We start from the raw sequence: 17,668 nt of genomic DNA on the forward strand, positions 1-17,668 counted from the left end.
GCGGCTTTTTTGTTTGTGGACGGTTTCCCGGCACTGCTTTTGCAACATCCGATCACTGGCACCGTTGCCGTCATTTTTCTGGCCGCGCGCAGGCTAAAGCGGCCATAGGGCGAGTTTCTCAATGAAATCGACACCGCTTGTTACCATCGCCGTTCTGGTACAGGACACTACCCATTTCTATCGCGCCCTTCACAGTGCGCTGGGGCAAAACTACCCCAACCTGGAAGTGATCGTCAGCGACAGCTCCGAAGATCCGGAAGTCGCTCGGCTGGTGGAACAGGCTCGCAACCAGACCAAGGTACCGCTGCGCCTGCACACGCATGCCAAGCCCTTGGCTTATCCCGCCGATGTCGCCTGGGCACTGAACCAGGCGAAGGGGCAGTACATCAAGTTCCTCCATGGGGATGACTGGATGCTGCCCACCCTGGTGTCCCGTCAGGCGCAGGTACTGGATGCCTATCCCGAAGCTGGGATGTGCTCTGCCCAGCGCTGGTTCGCCGATCAGGAGGGCGTGCTGCTGCCGCCGCGGGTCGAAAACTTCTCCCTGTTCGCTGAAGACGCCCTGCTGCAAGGCGGTGACGTGTTGTCGTTCTTCGAAGCCTGGCCGCTCAACTTCATCGGCAGCCTGAGCACTACGTTGCTGCGCCGCGACTACCTCAAGCGTGTGGTGCCTGCGCTGGCCGACCCCGGCAGCGAGTTGACGGTCAATTTCGACCTTGCGCTGTACATCAGCATCCTGCGCCATGGCCATCTGGCGGCTATTGCCCAGCCCCTGTGCGCCGAACGTCTCGAGCCCAGCCGGTATGCCGGGGTGGACAGGGAAGGGCGGCTGGATCTTGAAAAGGCCATTGTGGTTCGGCTGATCGCGCAACTGAGTGGCGAGCGTGCTCCGTGGCCAGGCTCGGTACGGGTGCATAACCTCACCCTGCCGGCAGTGCCCGAAGCATCCCGCGAATACACCGAACTGCCAATGACCCGGCTGTTGCATATCCAATCGCTGACCTTGGCCGACCGGGTAGGCAGCAGGGCAAAAAGCTTTTCGGAGATGTACCAGGAGTGGCTGGCGACCCGCGAATTTTCCCCGGCAGGCAAGGCCTTGCTGGAAGAGCGGGTGGCGGGCTGGCCGGTTCAGCCACAAATCATGCCGGTGATCATTGCGCGCAACGGTGCCTCCGGTGTGCAAGCGACCCTCGACAGCCTCGCCGCACAAAGCTACGGCCCCTGTGGCTACCTGATCCTTTCCAGCGCTCATCAGGACCTGGAGCAACAAGGCAGCCATCTCTACGCCCCGCTGCAGGCAGACTGGGCGGCGCAGCTCAATGACTTGCTGGTGCAAGTGGAAGGCTTTGACTGGTTCTACCTGCTCGAAGCCGGCGACACCCTCAGCCCCAACGCCCTGTTGCAGCTGGCCGAGCGCGTAGCCACGCATGACGGCGTACGGGCCATCTACAGCGACGAGGACCGTGGCGAATCGGCGCCGGAGCCCGTGTTCAAGCCAGCGTTCAACCTCGACCTTATGCGCGCCTACCCTTATGTGGGCCGGGCCGTGGCGTTCTCGCGGCAGGGCTTTGCCGATGTCGGCGGCCTGGATGGCGGCGCGGGCGAAGCCGCGGCGGCCGATCTGGTGGTGCGTATGGCCGAACAGTATGGGCTGGGCGCCATTCATCACATTCCGGACGTGCTGCTGCATGCCGGGCAGCCTTATGCCAGCTGGCTTGCCGAAGACAGCGTGGCCAACGGGCATAATTTCCTCCTGGCGGGCCATCTTGCCCGGCTCGGGCAGGCGTTCGAATGGCGTGCACCGCAAGTGGGTGGCTTCCTGCGGGTGGGTTACCTGCACGAGGCCAAGCCGCAGGTATCCATTCTGGTGTTGAGCCTGGATAACCCCGCTCAGTTGCAGGCCGCGCTGGAGAGCCTGCTGGAAAAAACCGCCTACAGCCAATACGAAGTACTGGTTGGCATGGACGCGGGTGAATCCACCGCTACCCGTGACTACCTGCAGGCGTTGGCCGAGCTGGGGGGCGAACGTATCCGGGTATTCGAGCAAACCACCGGCCAAGTAAAAGGCGAACGCTACAACGGCCTGGCCGAACAGGCGACGGGTGAATACCTGCTGCTGCTCAGCGCTGACTGCCGGATAATCGATGCCAACTGGCTCGATGAACTGCTGGCCAACGCCCAGCGGCCCGAAGTGGGCGTTACCGGCGCCAAGCTGTTGGGGGCCGATGGGCGCATCGAGCACGCCGGGCTGATCCTTGGCATGCGCGGCATCGCCGGTTCGCCGTTTCTTGGCGAAGCGCCCGCCGCCCGGGGCTACCTGCAACGGCTGGTGGTGCCGCAAAACTACAGCGCGGTGAGCCAGCATTGCATGATGATCCGCCGCAGCCTGTTCAACGAACTGGGCGGGATGAGTGACGGCCTGTTCGGCGAGCACTGCGCCGATGTGGACTTCTGCCTGCGCGTGGCCGATGCCGGCGCCCTGGTGGTGTGGACCCCCGACGCCGTGCTGGGTTACCGCTCCGCGCCGGAAAACACCCCGCAATTGCGCCCCGGCTACGACCTGGCGCTGGGGCAAGCCTACCGTCAATGGATCTCACGGCTGGTGCGCGACCCCGCCTATAACCCCAACCTCACCTTGAGTGGTTCCAGCTTCGGCCTGGACGCAGGCTTGCGCACCGCCTGGCAGCCTTTCGAGCAGCGGCTTCGCCCGCACCTGCTGTGCCTGCCGATCAACCCCGGCGCGGTAGGGCACTACCGTTTGATCCAGCCGTTCCATGAAGTGGAACAGGCCGGGCTGGCCACCGGCTTGGTGTACCACGGCGTACCGTCACTGGTCGAATTGGGCCGCATCCGGCCGGACTCGGTGATCTTCCAGGGCCGCTATAGCGCCAAGGCTGCCGAGGGGATCGAATCCTGCAAGCAGTTCTCGTCAGCCTTCCGGGTGTTCGAGCTGGACGACTACCTGCTGGACGTGCCCGGCGCTAACGAGCACAAACGGTTCCTGGCCAAGGAAATCCAGTCATCGCTGCGCCACAGCGTAGGCCTGTGCGATCGGCTGGTGGTGTCCACTCAAACCCTCGCCGAGGTAATGGGCGACATGATCGGCGACATCCGCGTGGTGCCCAACATGCTGCCTCCGGAGCGTTGGGTGCACCTGCGCGGCAAGCGCCGTGGTGGCGAGAAGCCCCGCGTGGGCTGGGGCGGGGGCACCAGCCACACCGGTGACCTGTTGCTGATCAAGGATGTGGTCAAGGCGCTGTCCAATGACGTGCACTGGGTGTTCTTCGGCATGTGCCCGGATGAGCTGCGCCCCTACATCCACGAGTACCACGGCACCGTCCCGCTGGAACAATACCCCGCCAAGCTCGCCAGCCTGGACCTGGACCTGGCGGTAGCTCCGCTGGAGCAACACATCTTCAACGACTGCAAGAGCAACCTGCGCCTGCTGGAATACGGCGCGTGCGGCTTCCCCGTGGTGTGCACCGAAACCCGCAGCTATCGCGGCACCTTGCCGGTCACGCTGGTGAGCAGCAACACCACGGAGGAGTGGATTGCCGCCATTCGTTCACACCTGGCCGACCCGGTTGCCAGCGCGGCACAGGGCGACGCACTGCGCGAAGCCATCCATCGCGATTTCATGCTGCATGGCCCGGCGCTGAACCGCTGGCTGGAGGCGTGGACGCGGGGATGATCCGCTACGCAAACCTTCGTCAGGCCCATTTTCCCGACTGCAGGAGCACCCATGGCAACCTTGAATACGGCCCTTCCGATGAATTTCAAGCGCTGGCTGCAAGCGCGTCAGCTGGGCCATGTGCGACAGGGGCGGATCGACACCTACGTTCGGGCCCAGGGCGGTGGGCCCGCCTTGTTGCTGGTGATCAACGACCTGAGCGATGACGAACAGCGTTTGCTGCAAACGCTGCACAGTATCGATCGCCAGGCCCCGTTGCTGGCCAATGCCACGGTTGTGGTGCTGTCCAGCCGGCCAGGCGTGGGCACTGGGCAGGTCGAAGAGGGCTTTTATTGGATCAGCAGCAGCCACGCCCAGCGCGCCGGGCATCTCAACCAGCTGGTTTCCGAGCTGAACTTCGAATGGTTCTTCTCCCTGGACGCCGGCACGGTGATCAACGCCGATGCGCTCAGCGTGACCCTGCTTGAACTGTTGGGCAAACCGGCATGCCCGGCGATCTTCTGTGACGAAGCCTATAGCGACGGCCGCGGCGGCTTATGGCCCTTGCTAAGGGGCAATTTCAATCTCGATCAGCTCCTGAGCGTGCCCGTGGCGATGGCTGGGCACTGGTTGTTCCAGCGCGATGCACTGGTCGCCATGGACGGTTTTGACGGTGACGTGCCCGCCGCGCTGGAGCTTGACCTGATCCTGCGGCTGATCGAAGCAGGGCAGCAGGGGTTCGGCCATATCAGCGAGCCTCTGGTAATACCGCAAACGCGGCCGCTCGTGCCATGTGAGGATGAACGCCGCGCGCTACTGCAACATCTGCAGCGGCGCGGTTACGCCGATGCCCGCGTGAGCGAAAGCTCCCCGCGCCATTACCGGTTGCACTACGGTCATGCTCCCGCCCCGGTAGCGGTGCTGATACCGGTGCAAGAACCGCTGGCTACGCTCAAGCGTTGTGTCGCCGCCGTGCTGATGGTCATCGGTTATGCCAATTACCATCTGGTGCTGGTGGAAACCGACCGCACCACGCCGGCCCTGCGTGAATGGATGGACGCCATGGCCGGTGAGGGTGAGGGCAGGGTGGTAGCGATCCGCAGCGCTGCACCGCTGCCGATGAACACTGCGATGAATGGCGCGGTAGAGGCGCTGAGCGATGAGTACGTTGTGTTCCTTGACCCCGCCTGTGTAGCGATAGAGGCGGATTGGCTCGAGCTGTTGCTGGATCAGGCCATGCGGCCCGAAGTGGGCGCCGTGGGTGGGCGGCGCGTGCAGAGGGGCGAGCGGTTGCAGGAGGTTGGCGTGCGGCTTGGGCTGGAGGGGCCGGCGCAAACCGCTTTGCTCAGCCACGAAGAAGGCCCCATGGATTATTGGCCGGTGCAGCGCAACGTGGTGGCGCTTGCTGGCGCGTGCCTGATGCTGTCTCGAACGATTTTCCGCCAGGTGGGCGGGTTCGATGAAACGCGGTTCCAGCAACACTGGGCAGATACTGACCTGTGCCTGAAGCTGCATTGGGCAGGCTACTTGAACGTATGGGCGCCGCAGGCCTGGCTGGCACTGACCGAACCGGCGCGGCAACCCTTGGTCGAGGCCACTGCCGACGAGCACGCCATGTATGAGCAGTGGGGTGCCTCGCTGGGGCGCGACCCTACCGCCAGCTATCTCTATACGCTGCGCGGCGACGGCTTCGAGTTCGATTCCGATCCGCAGATCACCTGGCGGCCGTTGGCGTTCGCTGGATTGCCGGTGGTGATCGGCGGCGGCGAGCCAGGCGGTTCCGACCCGAGGATCGTGCAGCCGCTGGAAGCGTTGCGCTACGCCGGGCGCCTTGAAGGCGGCCTTGCACCCTATGCCTTGAAGGTAAGTGAATGGCTGCGGCTGGTGCCAGGTTCCGTAGTGCTGCCATTTAACGCAGGCAGTGATTTGGGCCTGGACGCGGCTCGCGCTCAGATAGCCCCTTGCCGGGTCTGCGACCTGTCTGCGGCGAGTGACAACAACCTGCAACCCGAAGCGCTGCGCCTGGCCTTGGCCGGTTACGACAAAGTGGTGGTGGCAACGCCCGAACAGGCAGAGCGGGTTGCCGGTGCTCACCCTCGTATCCACGTTCTGCCAGCGTGCCTGCCCCCTACCCTATGGCGAGACCTGCCTTTGCCATCGACGAGCGCTGGCATGCCCAGGGTGGGGCTGGTATGCGCTCAGGATGAAACCCCTGACCTTGAGGTGCTTTGCGCCCTGTTCGAACGGTTTGCGGGGCGGGTGCAGTGGGTGGTTGTTGGCCAAGTGCCGCATGAACTACGCCCGTGGGTAACCGAGCATCAGCCAATCGAGGCGCCACGCTACGCCGGGCAGTTGGCTGCCCTCGGCCTGCATGTGGCGGTTGTGGCGCTGGCACCCAGCTTCGGCGCGCTGGCCGCGGCGGAACAACGGACCCTGGAACATGCCGCCTGCGGCAATGCCGTTATCGGCAGCCACGCGTCAGCGTGGCCCATTGCCAAGGTACAACACAGTGTCGAAGGCTACAGCGCGGCGCTTGAGGCCTGGGTGAGCGATCCCGCGGGGCGCGAAGCGGCTGGCCAGGCCCTGCACGCCCGGGCCATGGCCGAAGGGCTGCTGGAGGGGCCGCAGGCCGAACGCTGGTTGGCCGCATGGGGGCCGTTGATAGGGTAGACCGGCGGGGCCGGCCATCCGGCGCCAGCTCGCGAAAAATGGACTATTCGCGAGCTGGCGCCCGCTTCCCACAGATTGAACTCACCGCCCCGCCCCTGTGGGGGCAGGGGGGCAGGCCATCCGGCGAAGCCGCAGGCGTAGCTCGCGAATAAGCCCTTGAGAAAACCGCTCAAGACAGTTGCTTCCCACGGGGTTAGAGGCCTCCTACAGCCGCTTCAGCTCATCGCGGATCAGCGTGGAGGAAATGTGCTCGGTGCGAGGCAGGTACACCACCTCGCAGGCGGGCTTGAGGAAGTCGAACTTGCCTTCCCAGTCATCGCCCATCACAAAGACGTCCACGTTGTAGCGCTGTACGTCCTCCAGTTTCTGGTCCCAATTGCCTTCGGGGAACACCATATCCACATAGCGAACGGCTTCGAGCACGATGCGGCGGTTATCGAAATCCAGCAACGAGCTTTTGTGTTTGAGCGCGTTGAATGCGTCGGTGGACAGGCCGACGATCAGCCGGTCCCCCAGGGCTTTGGCACGCGCGAGCAACCGAATGTGCCCAGCATGCAGCACATCGAAGGTGCCATAGGTGAGTACGGTTTTCATGGCTGCGCCTCGGCCAACAAACGCTCTACCAGGCGGCGGGTATTTCCGTCATCCAGGTGCTCGAAGAACATCTTCCGCTTGTGGGCGTATACCAACGGATGTTCCGTCTGCTCGCCGCTCAGGGTGCTCTCCAACGCAGCCAGCAGGGTAGGGAAGTCTTCACAGATCGGGCCCGGGAACACGTCTTCGAGGTTGTAGAACATGCCCCGTTCCTGGCCAGCGTACTGGGCGCGATCGAACGCGAAGCAGATTTCCGGCCGGCCAGTGAGCATGAAGTCGATGAAGCAGCTGGAGTAATCGGTAATCAGTACATCGGCTTCCCGGTACAGCACTTCGATCTCGGCGTAGGCCTCGCGGCCCAGGCTGGTAAACGGGCCTTCCTCGGCCATGAGCGCAGCGGAGTAGCTGTGTGCTCGGTCTGCCATGTGCTCGCGAATACCCATCACTGCATTGTGGCGCTCCAGGCACGCTACAAGCTGTTCACGCTGTTCAGGCGTGAAGCGGTAATAGGCCGCCGCCTGGCCGTTGCGGAAGGTAGGCGCGAACATTACCAGCCGGCGACCCTGCAGCTCGGCGCGTAGCCGTACCAGTTGTTCGGTGAAATCCTCGGGCAAGCGCTGCTCGTCACACACCACAACGTCATTGCGGGGCAGGCCAGTGATCCAGATCTTGTCCATGGGCAGCGGATGGAACGCCGCAGTCATCGCCAGTTGATCCATGCGCGACGAAGCGATCACGGCATGATGCCGCGCATGCTCGCGCAGCAGGTTCTCCCGGTGAGGCGCGTTGTCCAGCGAAGTAATCCCGATGCGCTTGAGCGGAATCCCGTGCCACAGGTTGATGAAACGGTGTCGGTTGGCGTCCAACGGATAGGGTGCGTTCACGGCCGCAGAGTGCTTGACGAAAATGTAGCCGGCGGCGATCAGCGCGTCCTGCCCTTCACGGCTGGCAAGCGGAACGATGTCTACGTTTTCCCCTGGAAGGTCCACAGCCTTGCCGCGGGTGAGCACTACTTTGCGGATGTCCGCCCGATAGCGAACCGCTTCGAACACTGCGCGATCATTGCCGGTCAGCAAATGGTCAAAGGCGCATACCGGGAATGCCCATACCTTGCCATCCTGTGCGGTGCCACGGTCCTGGGCGATGAACTGTTCGGTGGTAAGCATTGGCCGAGGTTTATTGGCAACTGCTTCGGCGCTTTTATGTGCGGCGCGAATGATGTAATGCGTGGGCCGGGCATCGGCGATGGCCATGTCCACATTCAGCCCGGCAGCCTTTGCGATCTGCCCGATCAGTGGCAGGAAGGTATCGCTCAGCGGGTTGGCAGGGGCATGCGGATGCCCGTGGGCCAGTTCGAAACCGGTGGAATCGAGTAGCTCAAGAAGTGTTTCACGGGTGAACCAGCGAAGCCGGGAGCGATGCAGCAAACCTTCGTCCTGGTAACTGAAAGCGCCCGCCGCCAGTTTCACCTGCAAGGACCAATGCTGCGCGTTGGGCATGCACATCACCACGCTGCCGTTGTCAGGCAAATGCTCGGCGATGTTCTTGAGCAATGCCCAGGGATCTGCCACTTGACTCAACGCTTCGCCCAATATCCAGCATTGGTGAGTGTTGTGTTCGAGGAAAAACAGGCCGTTCAGGTTGGCGAGGTCCGTCAGCTCCACGCTGTCACACACTGTTTGGGCTTCGGTATACACCGCCTGATCGGCGGTGACGCAGGTATAGCGCACCTGCGGGTTGGCTTGTTTCACTCGACGCGCCAGAGCGGCAGAGGCAGCGGCAACTTCAATAACAGAGGTCACACCGGCGGGAATCGCTTCCATGCAGTGTGCGGTAAGTTCGTCTGAAAGCGGCTGGCCGTACATTGATCTACCTTTGCAAAGACTGGGCGGGCGAAGCGAAGCATTTTTGACGCTTAAGCAGGTGATTCATGAAACATGCCAAAAGTTCGTGCATTCACTTGAGCGGCCTACGCAGGCGGGCTATCCGCCGAGCCCGCCACTCGTCGCCCGCTTGGCCTGCATATTGCTCCAAACTCCTGTAACGAGGCTGCGGTCAAAAAACCGTCTGCCCACTACACGGCTCCGGAAAATAAGGCATCGCTATGTTCGACGGTAAATCCTTACTCATCACCGGCGGCACCGGCTCCTTTGGTCGTCACTTCATTCGCCGCTTGCTCGAGCAGTATCAGCCGCGCCGCGTGGTGGTGTTTTCCCGCGACGAACTCAAGCAATACGAAATGCAGCAAACTTTCGATGCGCCGTGCATGCGTTACTTCCTGGGGGATGTGCGCGATGCCGAGCGTTTGCGCACGGCCATGCGCGGGGTGGACTACGTGATCCACGCCGCAGCCCTGAAGCAGGTGCCTGCAGCGGAATACAACCCTGGCGAATGCATTCGCACCAACGTCACCGGCGCTGAGAATGTGATTGCCGCGGCGATAGAAAACCACGTGACCAAGGTAGTGGCGCTGTCGACCGACAAGGCCGCCAGCCCTATCAACCTCTACGGCGCAACCAAGCTGCTGTCGGACAAGCTGTTCGTCGCGGCCAATAACATCGCCGGCGATCAAGCCACGCGTTTTGCGGTAGTGCGCTACGGCAACGTGGCGGGCTCGCGGGGTTCGGTGGTGCCGTTTTTCCGCAAGCTGCTGGCCGAAGGCGCGGCGGATATGCCGATCACCGACGCGCGTATGACCCGCTTCTGGATTACCCTCGATCAGGGTGTGCAGTTCGTGCTGGACAGCTTTGCGCGCATGCATGGCGGTGAAATCTTTGTGCCCAAGATCCCCTCGATCCGCATTGTGGACCTGGCCTCGGCGCTTGCCCCAGGGTTGCCGCAGCGCGTAGTTGGCATACGCCCCGGTGAAAAGCTCCACGAATTGATGGTGCCGCAGGACGACGCCCGCATGACGTTGGAATTCGCCGACCATTTCACCATCCAGCCCTCGGTGCGCTTCACCAGTGTGAACGTGGACCTGGCCGTGGATGGCTTGGGCGAACGCGGCGTGCCGGTAGACGAAAGCTTCGAATACCGCTCTGACACCAACCCCGAGTTCCTCGACGTGCCGCAGATTGCCGAGCTGCACGCAGGGTTGCCAGCATGATCCCCTATGGCCGGCAGAGCGTGGACGAGGCTGATATCGAGGCCGTGGTGCAGGTGTTGCGCTCGGACTGGCTCACCCAGGGGCCGGCCATCGAACGCTTCGAAGCGGCCATGGCCACCCGTTGCGCTACCGATCATGGGGTGATGGTGTGTAATGCGACTGCCGCGCTGCACATCGCTTGCCTGGCGGCGGGGCTGGGGCCAGGGGACTGGCTGTGGACCAGCCCGAACACGTTTCTGGCATCCGCCAACTGCGGCTTGTATTGCGGCGCCCGGGTGGATTTCGTCGACATCGACCCACTCACCTGGAACCTCAGCGCCGATGCTCTGGCGCACAAGCTCGAAGCCGCCGAGCGGGAAGGGCGCCTGCCCAAGGTGGTGGTGGCCGTGGCCTTTGCCGGGCAAAGCTGCGACATGGCGGCCATTGCGCGTTTGGCCGAGCGCTACGGCTTTACCCTGATTGAAGATGCCTCCCACGCGGTAGGTGCCCAATACGGCGGGCAACCGGTGGGTAGCGGCGAATTCGCGGACATGACGGTGTTCAGCTTTCATCCGGTGAAAATCATCACCACCGCCGAAGGCGGCATCGTGATGACTCGCCACACCGAGCTGGCCGAGCGCCTGCGTCGCCTGCGCAGCCACGGCATGACGCGTGACCCGGCAATGATGAGTGAGCCCAGCCACGGCCCTTGGTACTACCAACAGGTGGAGCTGGGCTTCAACTACCGTGCTACTGATATTCAGGCGGCGCTTGGGGTATCGCAACTGGCGCGGCTGGATGGTTTTCTGGCGCGCCGCCGGGCATTGGCCGAGGCCTACGATCAGGCTTTGAGTGGCTTGGGCCTGCAGCTTCCAGCCCGGCAAGCGGGTGCCGAATCGGCCTGGCACCTTTATGTGGTACGCATCGCCGAGCGCCGTGACGAGGTGTTTGCCTCGTTGCGGGCGGCCGGCGTAGGCGTGAATGTGCACTACATCCCGGTGCACTTGCAGCCGTTCTACCGGCAGATGGGTTTTGGCCCCGGCGATTTCCCGGAGGCCGAAGCCTATTACGCGCAGGCGTTGAGCTTGCCCTTGTACCCGGGGCTCACCGAGGCCGAACAGCATTACATCGTCAATGCGCTATCCGATGCGCTGGCATAAGCGGAGGGCTGGGTGAGCACGGTAGCGATCATTCCCGCGCGGGGCGGCAGCAAGCGAATCCCGGGCAAAAACCTGCGATCGTTCAATGGCCTGCCGATGATGGCCTGGTCCATCCGTGCCGCTCGCCAGGCTGGCTGTTTCGACCGTATTGTGGTGAGCACCGATGACCCGGCCATTGCCGACCTGGCATTGGCCGAAGGCGCGGAGGTGCCGTTCATGCGGCCCGCTGAACTGGCAGATGACTACACCGGCACAGTGCCGGTGATTGCCCATGCATTGGGTGAACTGCCAAGCGCCACACTGGCCTGCTGCCTGTACGCCACCGCACCGCTGGTGCAGCCGCGTTACCTTCGCGAGGGCCTGGCGCTGCTACTGCGCAACCCTGCCAAAAGCTATGCGTTTTCCGTGTGCAGCTTTCCTTTTCCCGTGCAGCGCGCGCTGGTACTCGATGACAGCGGCGCGCTGACCGCGCTGTATCCCGAATACCGGCACACACGTTCCCAGGACCTGCCCGAGGCGTATCAGGATGCTGGCCAGTTTTACTGGGGGCGCCGTGAAGCCTGGCTGCGCGGTGATACGTTGTTCTCGCCGTGCAGCCTGCCAGTGACCTTGCCCAGGTACCTGGTGCAGGACATCGACACCGAAGAAGACTGGAGGCGCGCCGAGTACCTTCATCAGGCGCTGCGGGCCGCCGGGGAAATAGACCCGTGAATATCCTCTTTCGCGCCGACGCCTCCAGCCAGATCGGCGTGGGCCACATCACCCGCTGCCTGACCTTGGCCGCCGTGCTGCGTGAGCGTGGCGCTGCTGTCAGCTTTGCCTGCCGCGCCTTGCCGGGCTTCGATCCCGCGATGGTGCAGGCGCAGGGTTTCGCGCTGATTGAGGTGCCGGAGGAAGCGGATGACCTGGCCGCGCTCGCCGGCCGCGGGTTCGACTGGGTAGTGGTGGATCATTATGGCCTTGACCGCACCTGGGAGCGCGCCGCACGTGCGGTCGCCCGGCGTATCGCGGTGATAGACGACCTGGCTAACCGTACACACCATGCCGACCTGTTGCTGGACCAGAACCTCACCGCCAGCGAAGCGGCCTACGAACCGCTGCTCAATGCCGAGTGCGAACGGGTGCTGGGCCCGCGATATGCGCTGCTTCGCCCGGAATTTTCAGCGCCCACCGAGCCCCGGCCCGTGCAAGCGCGCCATGTACTGGTGAGCTTTGGCGGCTTCGACGTGGCCGGTATGGCACTCAAAGCCCTGGAGGCGCTGGCGCCGTTCCCGGAGCTGCAGGTGACCTTGCTGGCGGGCCACGGCCACCCTCAACGCGATCAACTCCAGGCCTATGCGCTGCAACACCCTCACTGGCAGGTGCTTGATTACAGCCCGAACATGGCCGACCTGATGCGCGATTCGGATTTGTTCATCGGCGCTGGCGGCGGCACAACCTGGGAGCGCGCCGCGTTGGGCGTGCCCAGCCTGTGTGTGGCCGTGGCTGATAATCAGGTGAAAAACGCCGAAGCGCTGGCACGAGAGGGCGCCCATGTGTACCTGGGCGAGGCGTCCAGCGTGAGCGTGAGCGCATTGAGCGCGGCCATCGCCTTGCTGATCGCCAACGCACCGCTGCGCCACAGCCTGGCCGAACGCGCGCGTCGGCTGGTGGACGGCCGCGGTGCGCAGCGGGTTGCTACGTGCCTGCTCGGCCCGTTGTTGCACTTGCGCCCTGCCACAGAAGCGGACGCTCAACTGCTGTTCGACGGGCGCAACGCCGACGCCGTGCGGCAGGCCTCTTACGACACCCGCCCGCTGGAGTGGCCCCTGCACCTGGCCTGGCTATATGGCACCCTCGCCGACCCGGCGCGGGCGCTGTTCATCGGCGAAGCGGGCGGGCAGCCCATCGGTATGTTGCGCTACGACCGCCATCCCACCGAGCCGGGGCGGGCAGAGGTGTCCCTTTATCTCTTCGAAGCGTACCTGGGCCAAGGTTGGGGGCGCTGGCTAATACATGCCGGCGAAGCCTGGCTGCTGCGCCATTGGCCGGACGTGGTTCGTGTCGACGCGGCGGTGCTACCCCATAACAGCGCGTCGCTACACCTGTTTCACCTGGCCGGGTTCACCCAGCAGGTGTGTGAATTCACCCGAGCACTGGAGCATCGGCATGATCAAGATCGGCCATAGGGCCATTGGCCTCGAAAGCCCCCCGTTGGTAATTGCCGAAATGAGCGGCAACCATAACCAGTCCCTGGACCGTGCCTTGGCCATCGTCGATGCTGCCGCCGACGCCGGCGCCCATGCCCTCAAGCTGCAGACCTACACCGCTGACACCATGACCCTGGACCTGGACGAAGGTGAGTTTCACATCACCGACCCGGACAGCCTGTGGGCCGACACCTCGCTTTATGCCTTGTACCAGCAGGCCCACACGCCATGGGAATGGCACGCGCCGATCTTCGAGCGGGCCAGGGCCAGGGGCATGCTTGCGTTTTCGTCCCCGTTCGATGAAACGGCCATCGACTTTCTCGAAACACTCGATGTGCCGGCTTACAAGATCGCCAGCTTCGAAAACACCGACCTGCCGCTGATCCGCCGTGCCGCCGCCACCGGCAAGCCCCTGATCATTTCTACCGGCATGGCCAGCCTTGCCGAACTGGAGCTGTCGGTACAGGCCGCACGGGAGGCGGGGTGCCGGGATCTGATCCTGCTCAAGTGCACCAGTACCTATCCTGCCACGCCGCAGAACACCCACCTGCGCACGCTGCCCCACCTGCGCGAGCTGTTCGGCTGTGAAGTGGGCCTGTCCGACCACACCATGGGGGTGGGCGCCTCTGTGGCTGCAGTTGCGCTGGGTGCTACCGTAGTGGAAAAACACTTCACCCTCAGCCGCGCCGCTGGCGGTGTGGATGCCAGCTTCTCGCTGGAACCCGCGGAGCTCGCCAGCCTGGTGACGGAAACAGAGCGCGCCTGGCAAGCCATGGGGCAAGTGCACTACGGGCCCACCACGGCCGAACAGAAATCCCTGGTGTTCCGCCGCTCGCTTTATGTAGTGAAAGACATGGCGCCCGGTGAGCCCTTCAGTCGGGACAACCTGCGCGCCATCCGCCCCGGCCTGGGCCTGGCCCCGCGGCACATCGACGGTGTGCTGGGCCGCAGCGCCCGCCAGCCGATCAAGCGCGGCACGCCACTGGCGTGGGGGTTGATAGACTGAATGAAGCAGGTTTCAGGGGCTGGACCACTGTGTAGGACCGCGGGGCCGGCCATCCGGTTGGAGCCTTAGGCGGAAACCGGGAACGGGCGCTGACAGCCCGATTCGCGGGCTCCGCCCGCTTCCTACGGGTTCACATGGCCATTTGCCAATCAGGAACGTTCGTGCAAATTACGTCTGCATTGCGTGACCTGCCGGTCATTTTGCGCATCTCCACAATATTGTAACCTGAGGCCCCTGGCGCGCTCTGGCTGCCTGCAGCCCGCTGCCTTTATCGCCCTGTCAGGTTTTCGTCAGCGCTACGTCTGGGTGGCGGCGCGTTTTTCAGCGATTCTTTTTTTGGGAAGCCAGAATGATTGGCATCAAGAGCATAGCGAGTTACGTACCGATTGCCGGCCTGGACAATTACGAGCAGGGTGCGAAATTCGGCAAGGATGAAGACTTCATTCTCGGCAAGATCGGCTCGGCCTTTTTGCCTCGCAAGGCCCCCGAGCAGGAAACGTCCGACCTGTGCGTGGAAGCGGTGAATGCGTTGTTCGCCAATAACCCGCAGCTGTCGCGCGATTCCATCGATGCGCTGATCGTGGTAACCCAGAACGGCGACGCCGAAGGCCTGCCTCACACTGCGGCTATCGTTCAGGACAAGCTGGGCCTGCCCACGGGCATCGCCGCGTTCGACATCTCGCTGGGCTGCTCGGGCTATGTCTATGGCATCTATGCGCTCAAAGGCTTCATGGAAGCCACCGGGCTGAAGAACGGCCTGCTGGTTACCGCCGACCCGTACTCCAAGATCGTCGACCCCGAAGACCGCAACACCACCATGCTGTTCGGCGATGCCGCCACGGCTACCTGGATGGGGGAGGGCGCGGTGTGGCAGCTGGGCAAGTCCATGTTCGGCACAGACGGCTCCGGAGCGCCACATTTGAAAGTGGAAAACGGCACCTTCTTCATGAACGGCCGCCAGGTGTTCAACTTTGCTCTGCTCAAGGTGCCGCAGCACCTGCATGCGCTGCTGGAGGCTTCCGGCCTCAGCGCTGCCGACATCGACGCCTACTGCATTCACCAGGGCAGCGCGGCCATTGTGGACGCCGTGGCGCGGCGTTTCGAGGAAGACACGCCCGAAAAATTCGTCAAGGACATGGTCGAAACAGGTAACACCGTGTCGTCCAGCGTGCCGCTGCTGCTGGAGAAGCACCTGTTCGACTCCAGCTGGAAGCGCGTGGCCATCAGCGGTTTCGGTGTCGGCCTGTCCTGGGGATCGGCTATCCTCTACCGCGAATAAGGTCGAGGTTCGCGGGCACCCCAGGCAATGAGTGAGATTCTGACGCAAAACCTCGCGGTCATCCGCGAGCGCTGGCCCGCCCTGGCGGCGCGGCTGGAGGCTGAAGTGGCCGATCACCTGGCGGTCGAAGTGGTCCAGGGGCAGGAAGAAACGCTGCGGGTCAACGACATACAGCTCACCAGCCGCCATGGGCGCTTTGCCGAGGCCAGGCTACAGGCGGCCAGCCTGCCGGGCGGTTGCTTGGCAGCGCACGTTTACGGGCCGGGCCTGGGCGACCTTCCGCGGGTATTACTGGAGGCGCCGCACCTGCGGCACCTGACCATCTACCTGCTCAACGGCCCGCTGTTCACCCTGGTGCTGCAAGTGCTCGATCACACCGACTGGCTTGCAGACCCCCGGGTAAGCCTGGCCTATGCGGGTGACGAAACGGAGATCCATCTGCCTTTTGTGGCCTTGCCGTCGGAACTGGTACTGGCTGACGACCCAGCCTCGAAAATCCGCGATCGGTTGGTCAGCGAGCTGCACCTTAGCTTCAATAACCGGCTGTTCGATGCCCAGGATCCGGAGGTGGTCGCTCGGCTACGGGCGAATGAAGCCATGCTGGCCAGTGACGGCGATGTCGTCGAGCTGTTCGGCACTTCACCTGGCGCCAGCGTCTACGTCGTGGCCACGGGTCCAAGCCTGGAGCATCACTTCGACCATTTACGCGACAGTCGCGCCGCCGCCGACCGGCCTTTGCTCATTTGTGTGGACACGGCCTGGCGCCCGCTGCTGGACCACGGCATCGTTGCCGACATCGTGGTCAGCATCGACCAACGCATCAGTGAACGCCACCTGCTGCCGGAACATTCCGCTGGCACCTGCCTGGTGTACATGCCGCTACTCGCCCCTGAGGTGCTGCACCAGTGGCGTGGCCACCGGTTGGCAAGCTACTCGCCCAGCCCTGTTTACGCCGCGCTGCGCCAGCGCATGCCCAAGGCCGAGCTGGCCGGCGGCGGCAGCGTGATTCATCCGGCGGTGGACCTCGCCGTGCGCATGGGCGCGGCCCAGGTGACGCTGTTCGGCGCGGATTTCGCCTTCCCCAACGACAAGACCCATGCCGGCTGGAGCGATGGCGACCTGGGCCCCCAGCTCACTCATGCCCGGCACTGGGTGCTGGACGGGCATGGCGGGCGCGTGCGCACCCAGTTGAATTTCCGCAGCTACCTGACCGAGCTGGAGCGGTACATCGCCCGGCACCCAGGCGTGGCTTTCTTCAATACCAGCCGTGACGGGGCGATGATCGCCGGTACCGCTTTTGCCGAGGGCCTTGTACGTGAGTGAGGTTGCACCGCTCATAGAGGAAGCGCGCGCCTGCGCCGGGCTGTTTCGGCTGGGCCGTGATGTGGAAGCGGCGCTGCGCATGGTTGACCTGTTCGACCGCCTGGCACCGTTGTTCGAGGCCGCGCCCGCCCACCAGCAACAGCAATGGGGCGCACTACTGATGGAAACCTTTTCCCGCCAACAGCTTCAGGATTGGCTGGCCGTGGCCGATTACCTGGAGTACGAGTTGGTTGCGCTCATGGAGCACTGCGGGCAATAACGCTCGCAGCGCCCGTCTCCTTCCTGGCAAGTATCAGCTGCTGCCACAACAAGTAGCGGCAGCAGCGGAATTGCCAAGACAGTCACAGTTTTTATCTTCAGTGCCAGCGGCCTTAACGCCGTAAACCCCTGTCATTATTGGGAAAAATGGCAAAGTCGAAAAAAAAGCGCGAAACGCCCCTCAAGCAAGCGGCCAACACGACGATAACTAGTACGTAGGTTCTCTAGGCCACACTGGCAGAGCAGGGCCGGTAGCCAAGTACATCACCCCCCTGAGGAATTCGTCATGTCGTTGACCGTTAACACTAACATTGCTTCCCTGACCGTTCAGAACAACCTGAACAAGGCTTCGTCCGCCACCGCTACCTCGATGACTCGCTTGTCCTCGGGCCTGAAAATCAACAGCGCCAAAGACGACGCCGCCGGCCTGCAGA

The 17,668-nt window shown here is 63.4% G+C and carries 13 protein-coding genes; 11 read left to right on the forward strand and 2 right to left on the reverse strand.

All coding sequences use genetic code 11. The annotated features are described in order from the left end of the window. Nucleotides 1-121: 121 nt before the first annotated feature. Together G7016_RS05140 and G7016_RS05145 are read left to right on the forward strand one after the other, a co-directional pair. The gene (locus tag G7016_RS05140) at nt 122-3,691 is read left to right on the forward strand and encodes a glycosyltransferase (RefSeq protein ID WP_181111747.1); all 3,570 of its coding nucleotides are present in this window, start codon (nt 122-124) and stop codon (nt 3,689-3,691) included. Nucleotides 3,692-3,742: 51 nt separating this feature from the next. Then, nucleotides 3,743-6,340: a glycosyltransferase gene (locus tag G7016_RS05145; RefSeq protein WP_181111748.1), complete on the forward strand. Its 2,598-nt coding sequence runs from the start codon at nt 3,743-3,745 to the stop codon at nt 6,338-6,340. Between the two features lie 204 nt (nt 6,341-6,544). On the opposite strand, the gene tagD is transcribed toward G7016_RS05145, so the two are convergent. Both tagD and G7016_RS05155 read right to left on the reverse strand, forming a co-directional pair. Then, complete coding sequence (gene tagD, locus G7016_RS05150) at nt 6,545-6,934, reverse strand: glycerol-3-phosphate cytidylyltransferase (RefSeq protein ID WP_181111749.1); 390 nt, start codon at nt 6,932-6,934, stop codon at nt 6,545-6,547. Beyond that, a complete protein-coding gene (locus tag G7016_RS05155) occupies nt 6,931-8,799 on the reverse strand; it encodes a CDP-glycerol glycerophosphotransferase family protein (protein ID WP_181111750.1) in 1,869 nt (622 codons plus the stop codon). Before G7016_RS05155 ends, tagD begins: the two co-directional genes overlap by 4 nt. Nucleotides 8,800-9,038: 239 nt before the next feature. Between G7016_RS05155 and pseB the strand changes: the two genes are divergently transcribed. From pseB to G7016_RS05200, 9 genes are all read left to right on the forward strand, one after another. After that, nucleotides 9,039-10,040 carry a UDP-N-acetylglucosamine 4,6-dehydratase (inverting) gene (pseB, locus tag G7016_RS05160; RefSeq protein ID WP_181111751.1) on the forward strand — a complete coding sequence of 334 codons (1,002 nt, stop codon included), beginning with the start codon at nt 9,039-9,041 and terminating at the stop codon, nt 10,038-10,040. Further along, the gene (pseC, locus tag G7016_RS05165; protein ID WP_181111752.1) at nt 10,037-11,179 is read left to right on the forward strand and encodes a UDP-4-amino-4,6-dideoxy-N-acetyl-beta-L-altrosamine transaminase; all 1,143 of its coding nucleotides are present in this window, start codon (nt 10,037-10,039) and stop codon (nt 11,177-11,179) included. The genes pseB and pseC overlap by 4 nt, the downstream gene beginning before the upstream one ends. Nucleotides 11,180-11,191: 12 nt before the next feature. Next, entirely contained in the window at nt 11,192-11,890 is a 699-nt protein-coding gene (gene pseF, locus G7016_RS05170) for a pseudaminic acid cytidylyltransferase (protein WP_181111753.1), read from the forward strand. Continuing rightward, the gene (gene pseG / locus G7016_RS05175) at nt 11,887-13,347 is read left to right on the forward strand and encodes a UDP-2,4-diacetamido-2,4,6-trideoxy-beta-L-altropyranose hydrolase (RefSeq protein WP_181111754.1); all 1,461 of its coding nucleotides are present in this window, start codon (nt 11,887-11,889) and stop codon (nt 13,345-13,347) included. Before pseF ends, pseG begins: the two co-directional genes overlap by 4 nt. Beyond that, nucleotides 13,322-14,374, forward strand: a complete 1,053-nt coding sequence (gene pseI / locus G7016_RS05180; protein WP_181111782.1) for a pseudaminic acid synthase — start codon at nt 13,322-13,324, stop codon at nt 14,372-14,374. Before pseG ends, pseI begins: the two co-directional genes overlap by 26 nt. Before the next feature lie 349 nt (nt 14,375-14,723). Then, nucleotides 14,724-15,653: a ketoacyl-ACP synthase III gene (locus G7016_RS05185; RefSeq protein ID WP_181111755.1), complete on the forward strand. Its 930-nt coding sequence runs from the start codon at nt 14,724-14,726 to the stop codon at nt 15,651-15,653. A gap of 27 nt (nt 15,654-15,680) precedes the next feature. Beyond that, a complete protein-coding gene (locus tag G7016_RS05190) occupies nt 15,681-16,976 on the forward strand; it encodes a motility associated factor glycosyltransferase family protein (protein ID WP_181111756.1) in 1,296 nt (431 codons plus the stop codon). Beyond that, entirely contained in the window at nt 16,969-17,235 is a 267-nt protein-coding gene (locus G7016_RS05195; protein WP_181111757.1) for a hypothetical protein, read from the forward strand. The genes G7016_RS05190 and G7016_RS05195 overlap by 8 nt, the downstream gene beginning before the upstream one ends. 285 nt (nt 17,236-17,520) lie before the next feature. Then, the coding region (locus G7016_RS05200) for a flagellin N-terminal helical domain-containing protein (protein WP_445674570.1) at nt 17,521-17,668 on the forward strand (148 nt) is incomplete at its 3' end.

Origin of the sequence: Pseudomonas japonica, from assembly GCF_013522925.1 — a bacterium.
In the GTDB taxonomy this organism is placed as follows: Bacteria; Pseudomonadota; Gammaproteobacteria; order Pseudomonadales; family Pseudomonadaceae; genus Aquipseudomonas; species Aquipseudomonas japonica_A.

What these genes read in the sequence shown, in the direction of transcription:
- tagD (WP_181111749.1), bottom strand. Translation starts at nt 6,934, where the DNA reads ATGAAAACCGTACTCACCTATGGCACCTTCGATGTGCTGCATGCTGGG.
- G7016_RS05185 (WP_181111755.1), top strand. Translation starts at nt 14,724, where the DNA reads ATGATTGGCATCAAGAGCATAGCGAGTTACGTACCGATTGCCGGCCTG.
- pseB (WP_181111751.1), top strand. Translation starts at nt 9,039, where the DNA reads ATGTTCGACGGTAAATCCTTACTCATCACCGGCGGCACCGGCTCCTTT.
- G7016_RS05190 (WP_181111756.1), top strand. Translation starts at nt 15,681, where the DNA reads ATGAGTGAGATTCTGACGCAAAACCTCGCGGTCATCCGCGAGCGCTGG.
- pseC (WP_181111752.1), top strand. Translation starts at nt 10,037, where the DNA reads ATGATCCCCTATGGCCGGCAGAGCGTGGACGAGGCTGATATCGAGGCC.
- G7016_RS05145 (WP_181111748.1), top strand. Translation starts at nt 3,743, where the DNA reads ATGGCAACCTTGAATACGGCCCTTCCGATGAATTTCAAGCGCTGGCTG.
- G7016_RS05155 (WP_181111750.1), bottom strand. Translation starts at nt 8,799, where the DNA reads ATGTACGGCCAGCCGCTTTCAGACGAACTTACCGCACACTGCATGGAA.
- G7016_RS05140 (WP_181111747.1), top strand. Translation starts at nt 122, where the DNA reads ATGAAATCGACACCGCTTGTTACCATCGCCGTTCTGGTACAGGACACT.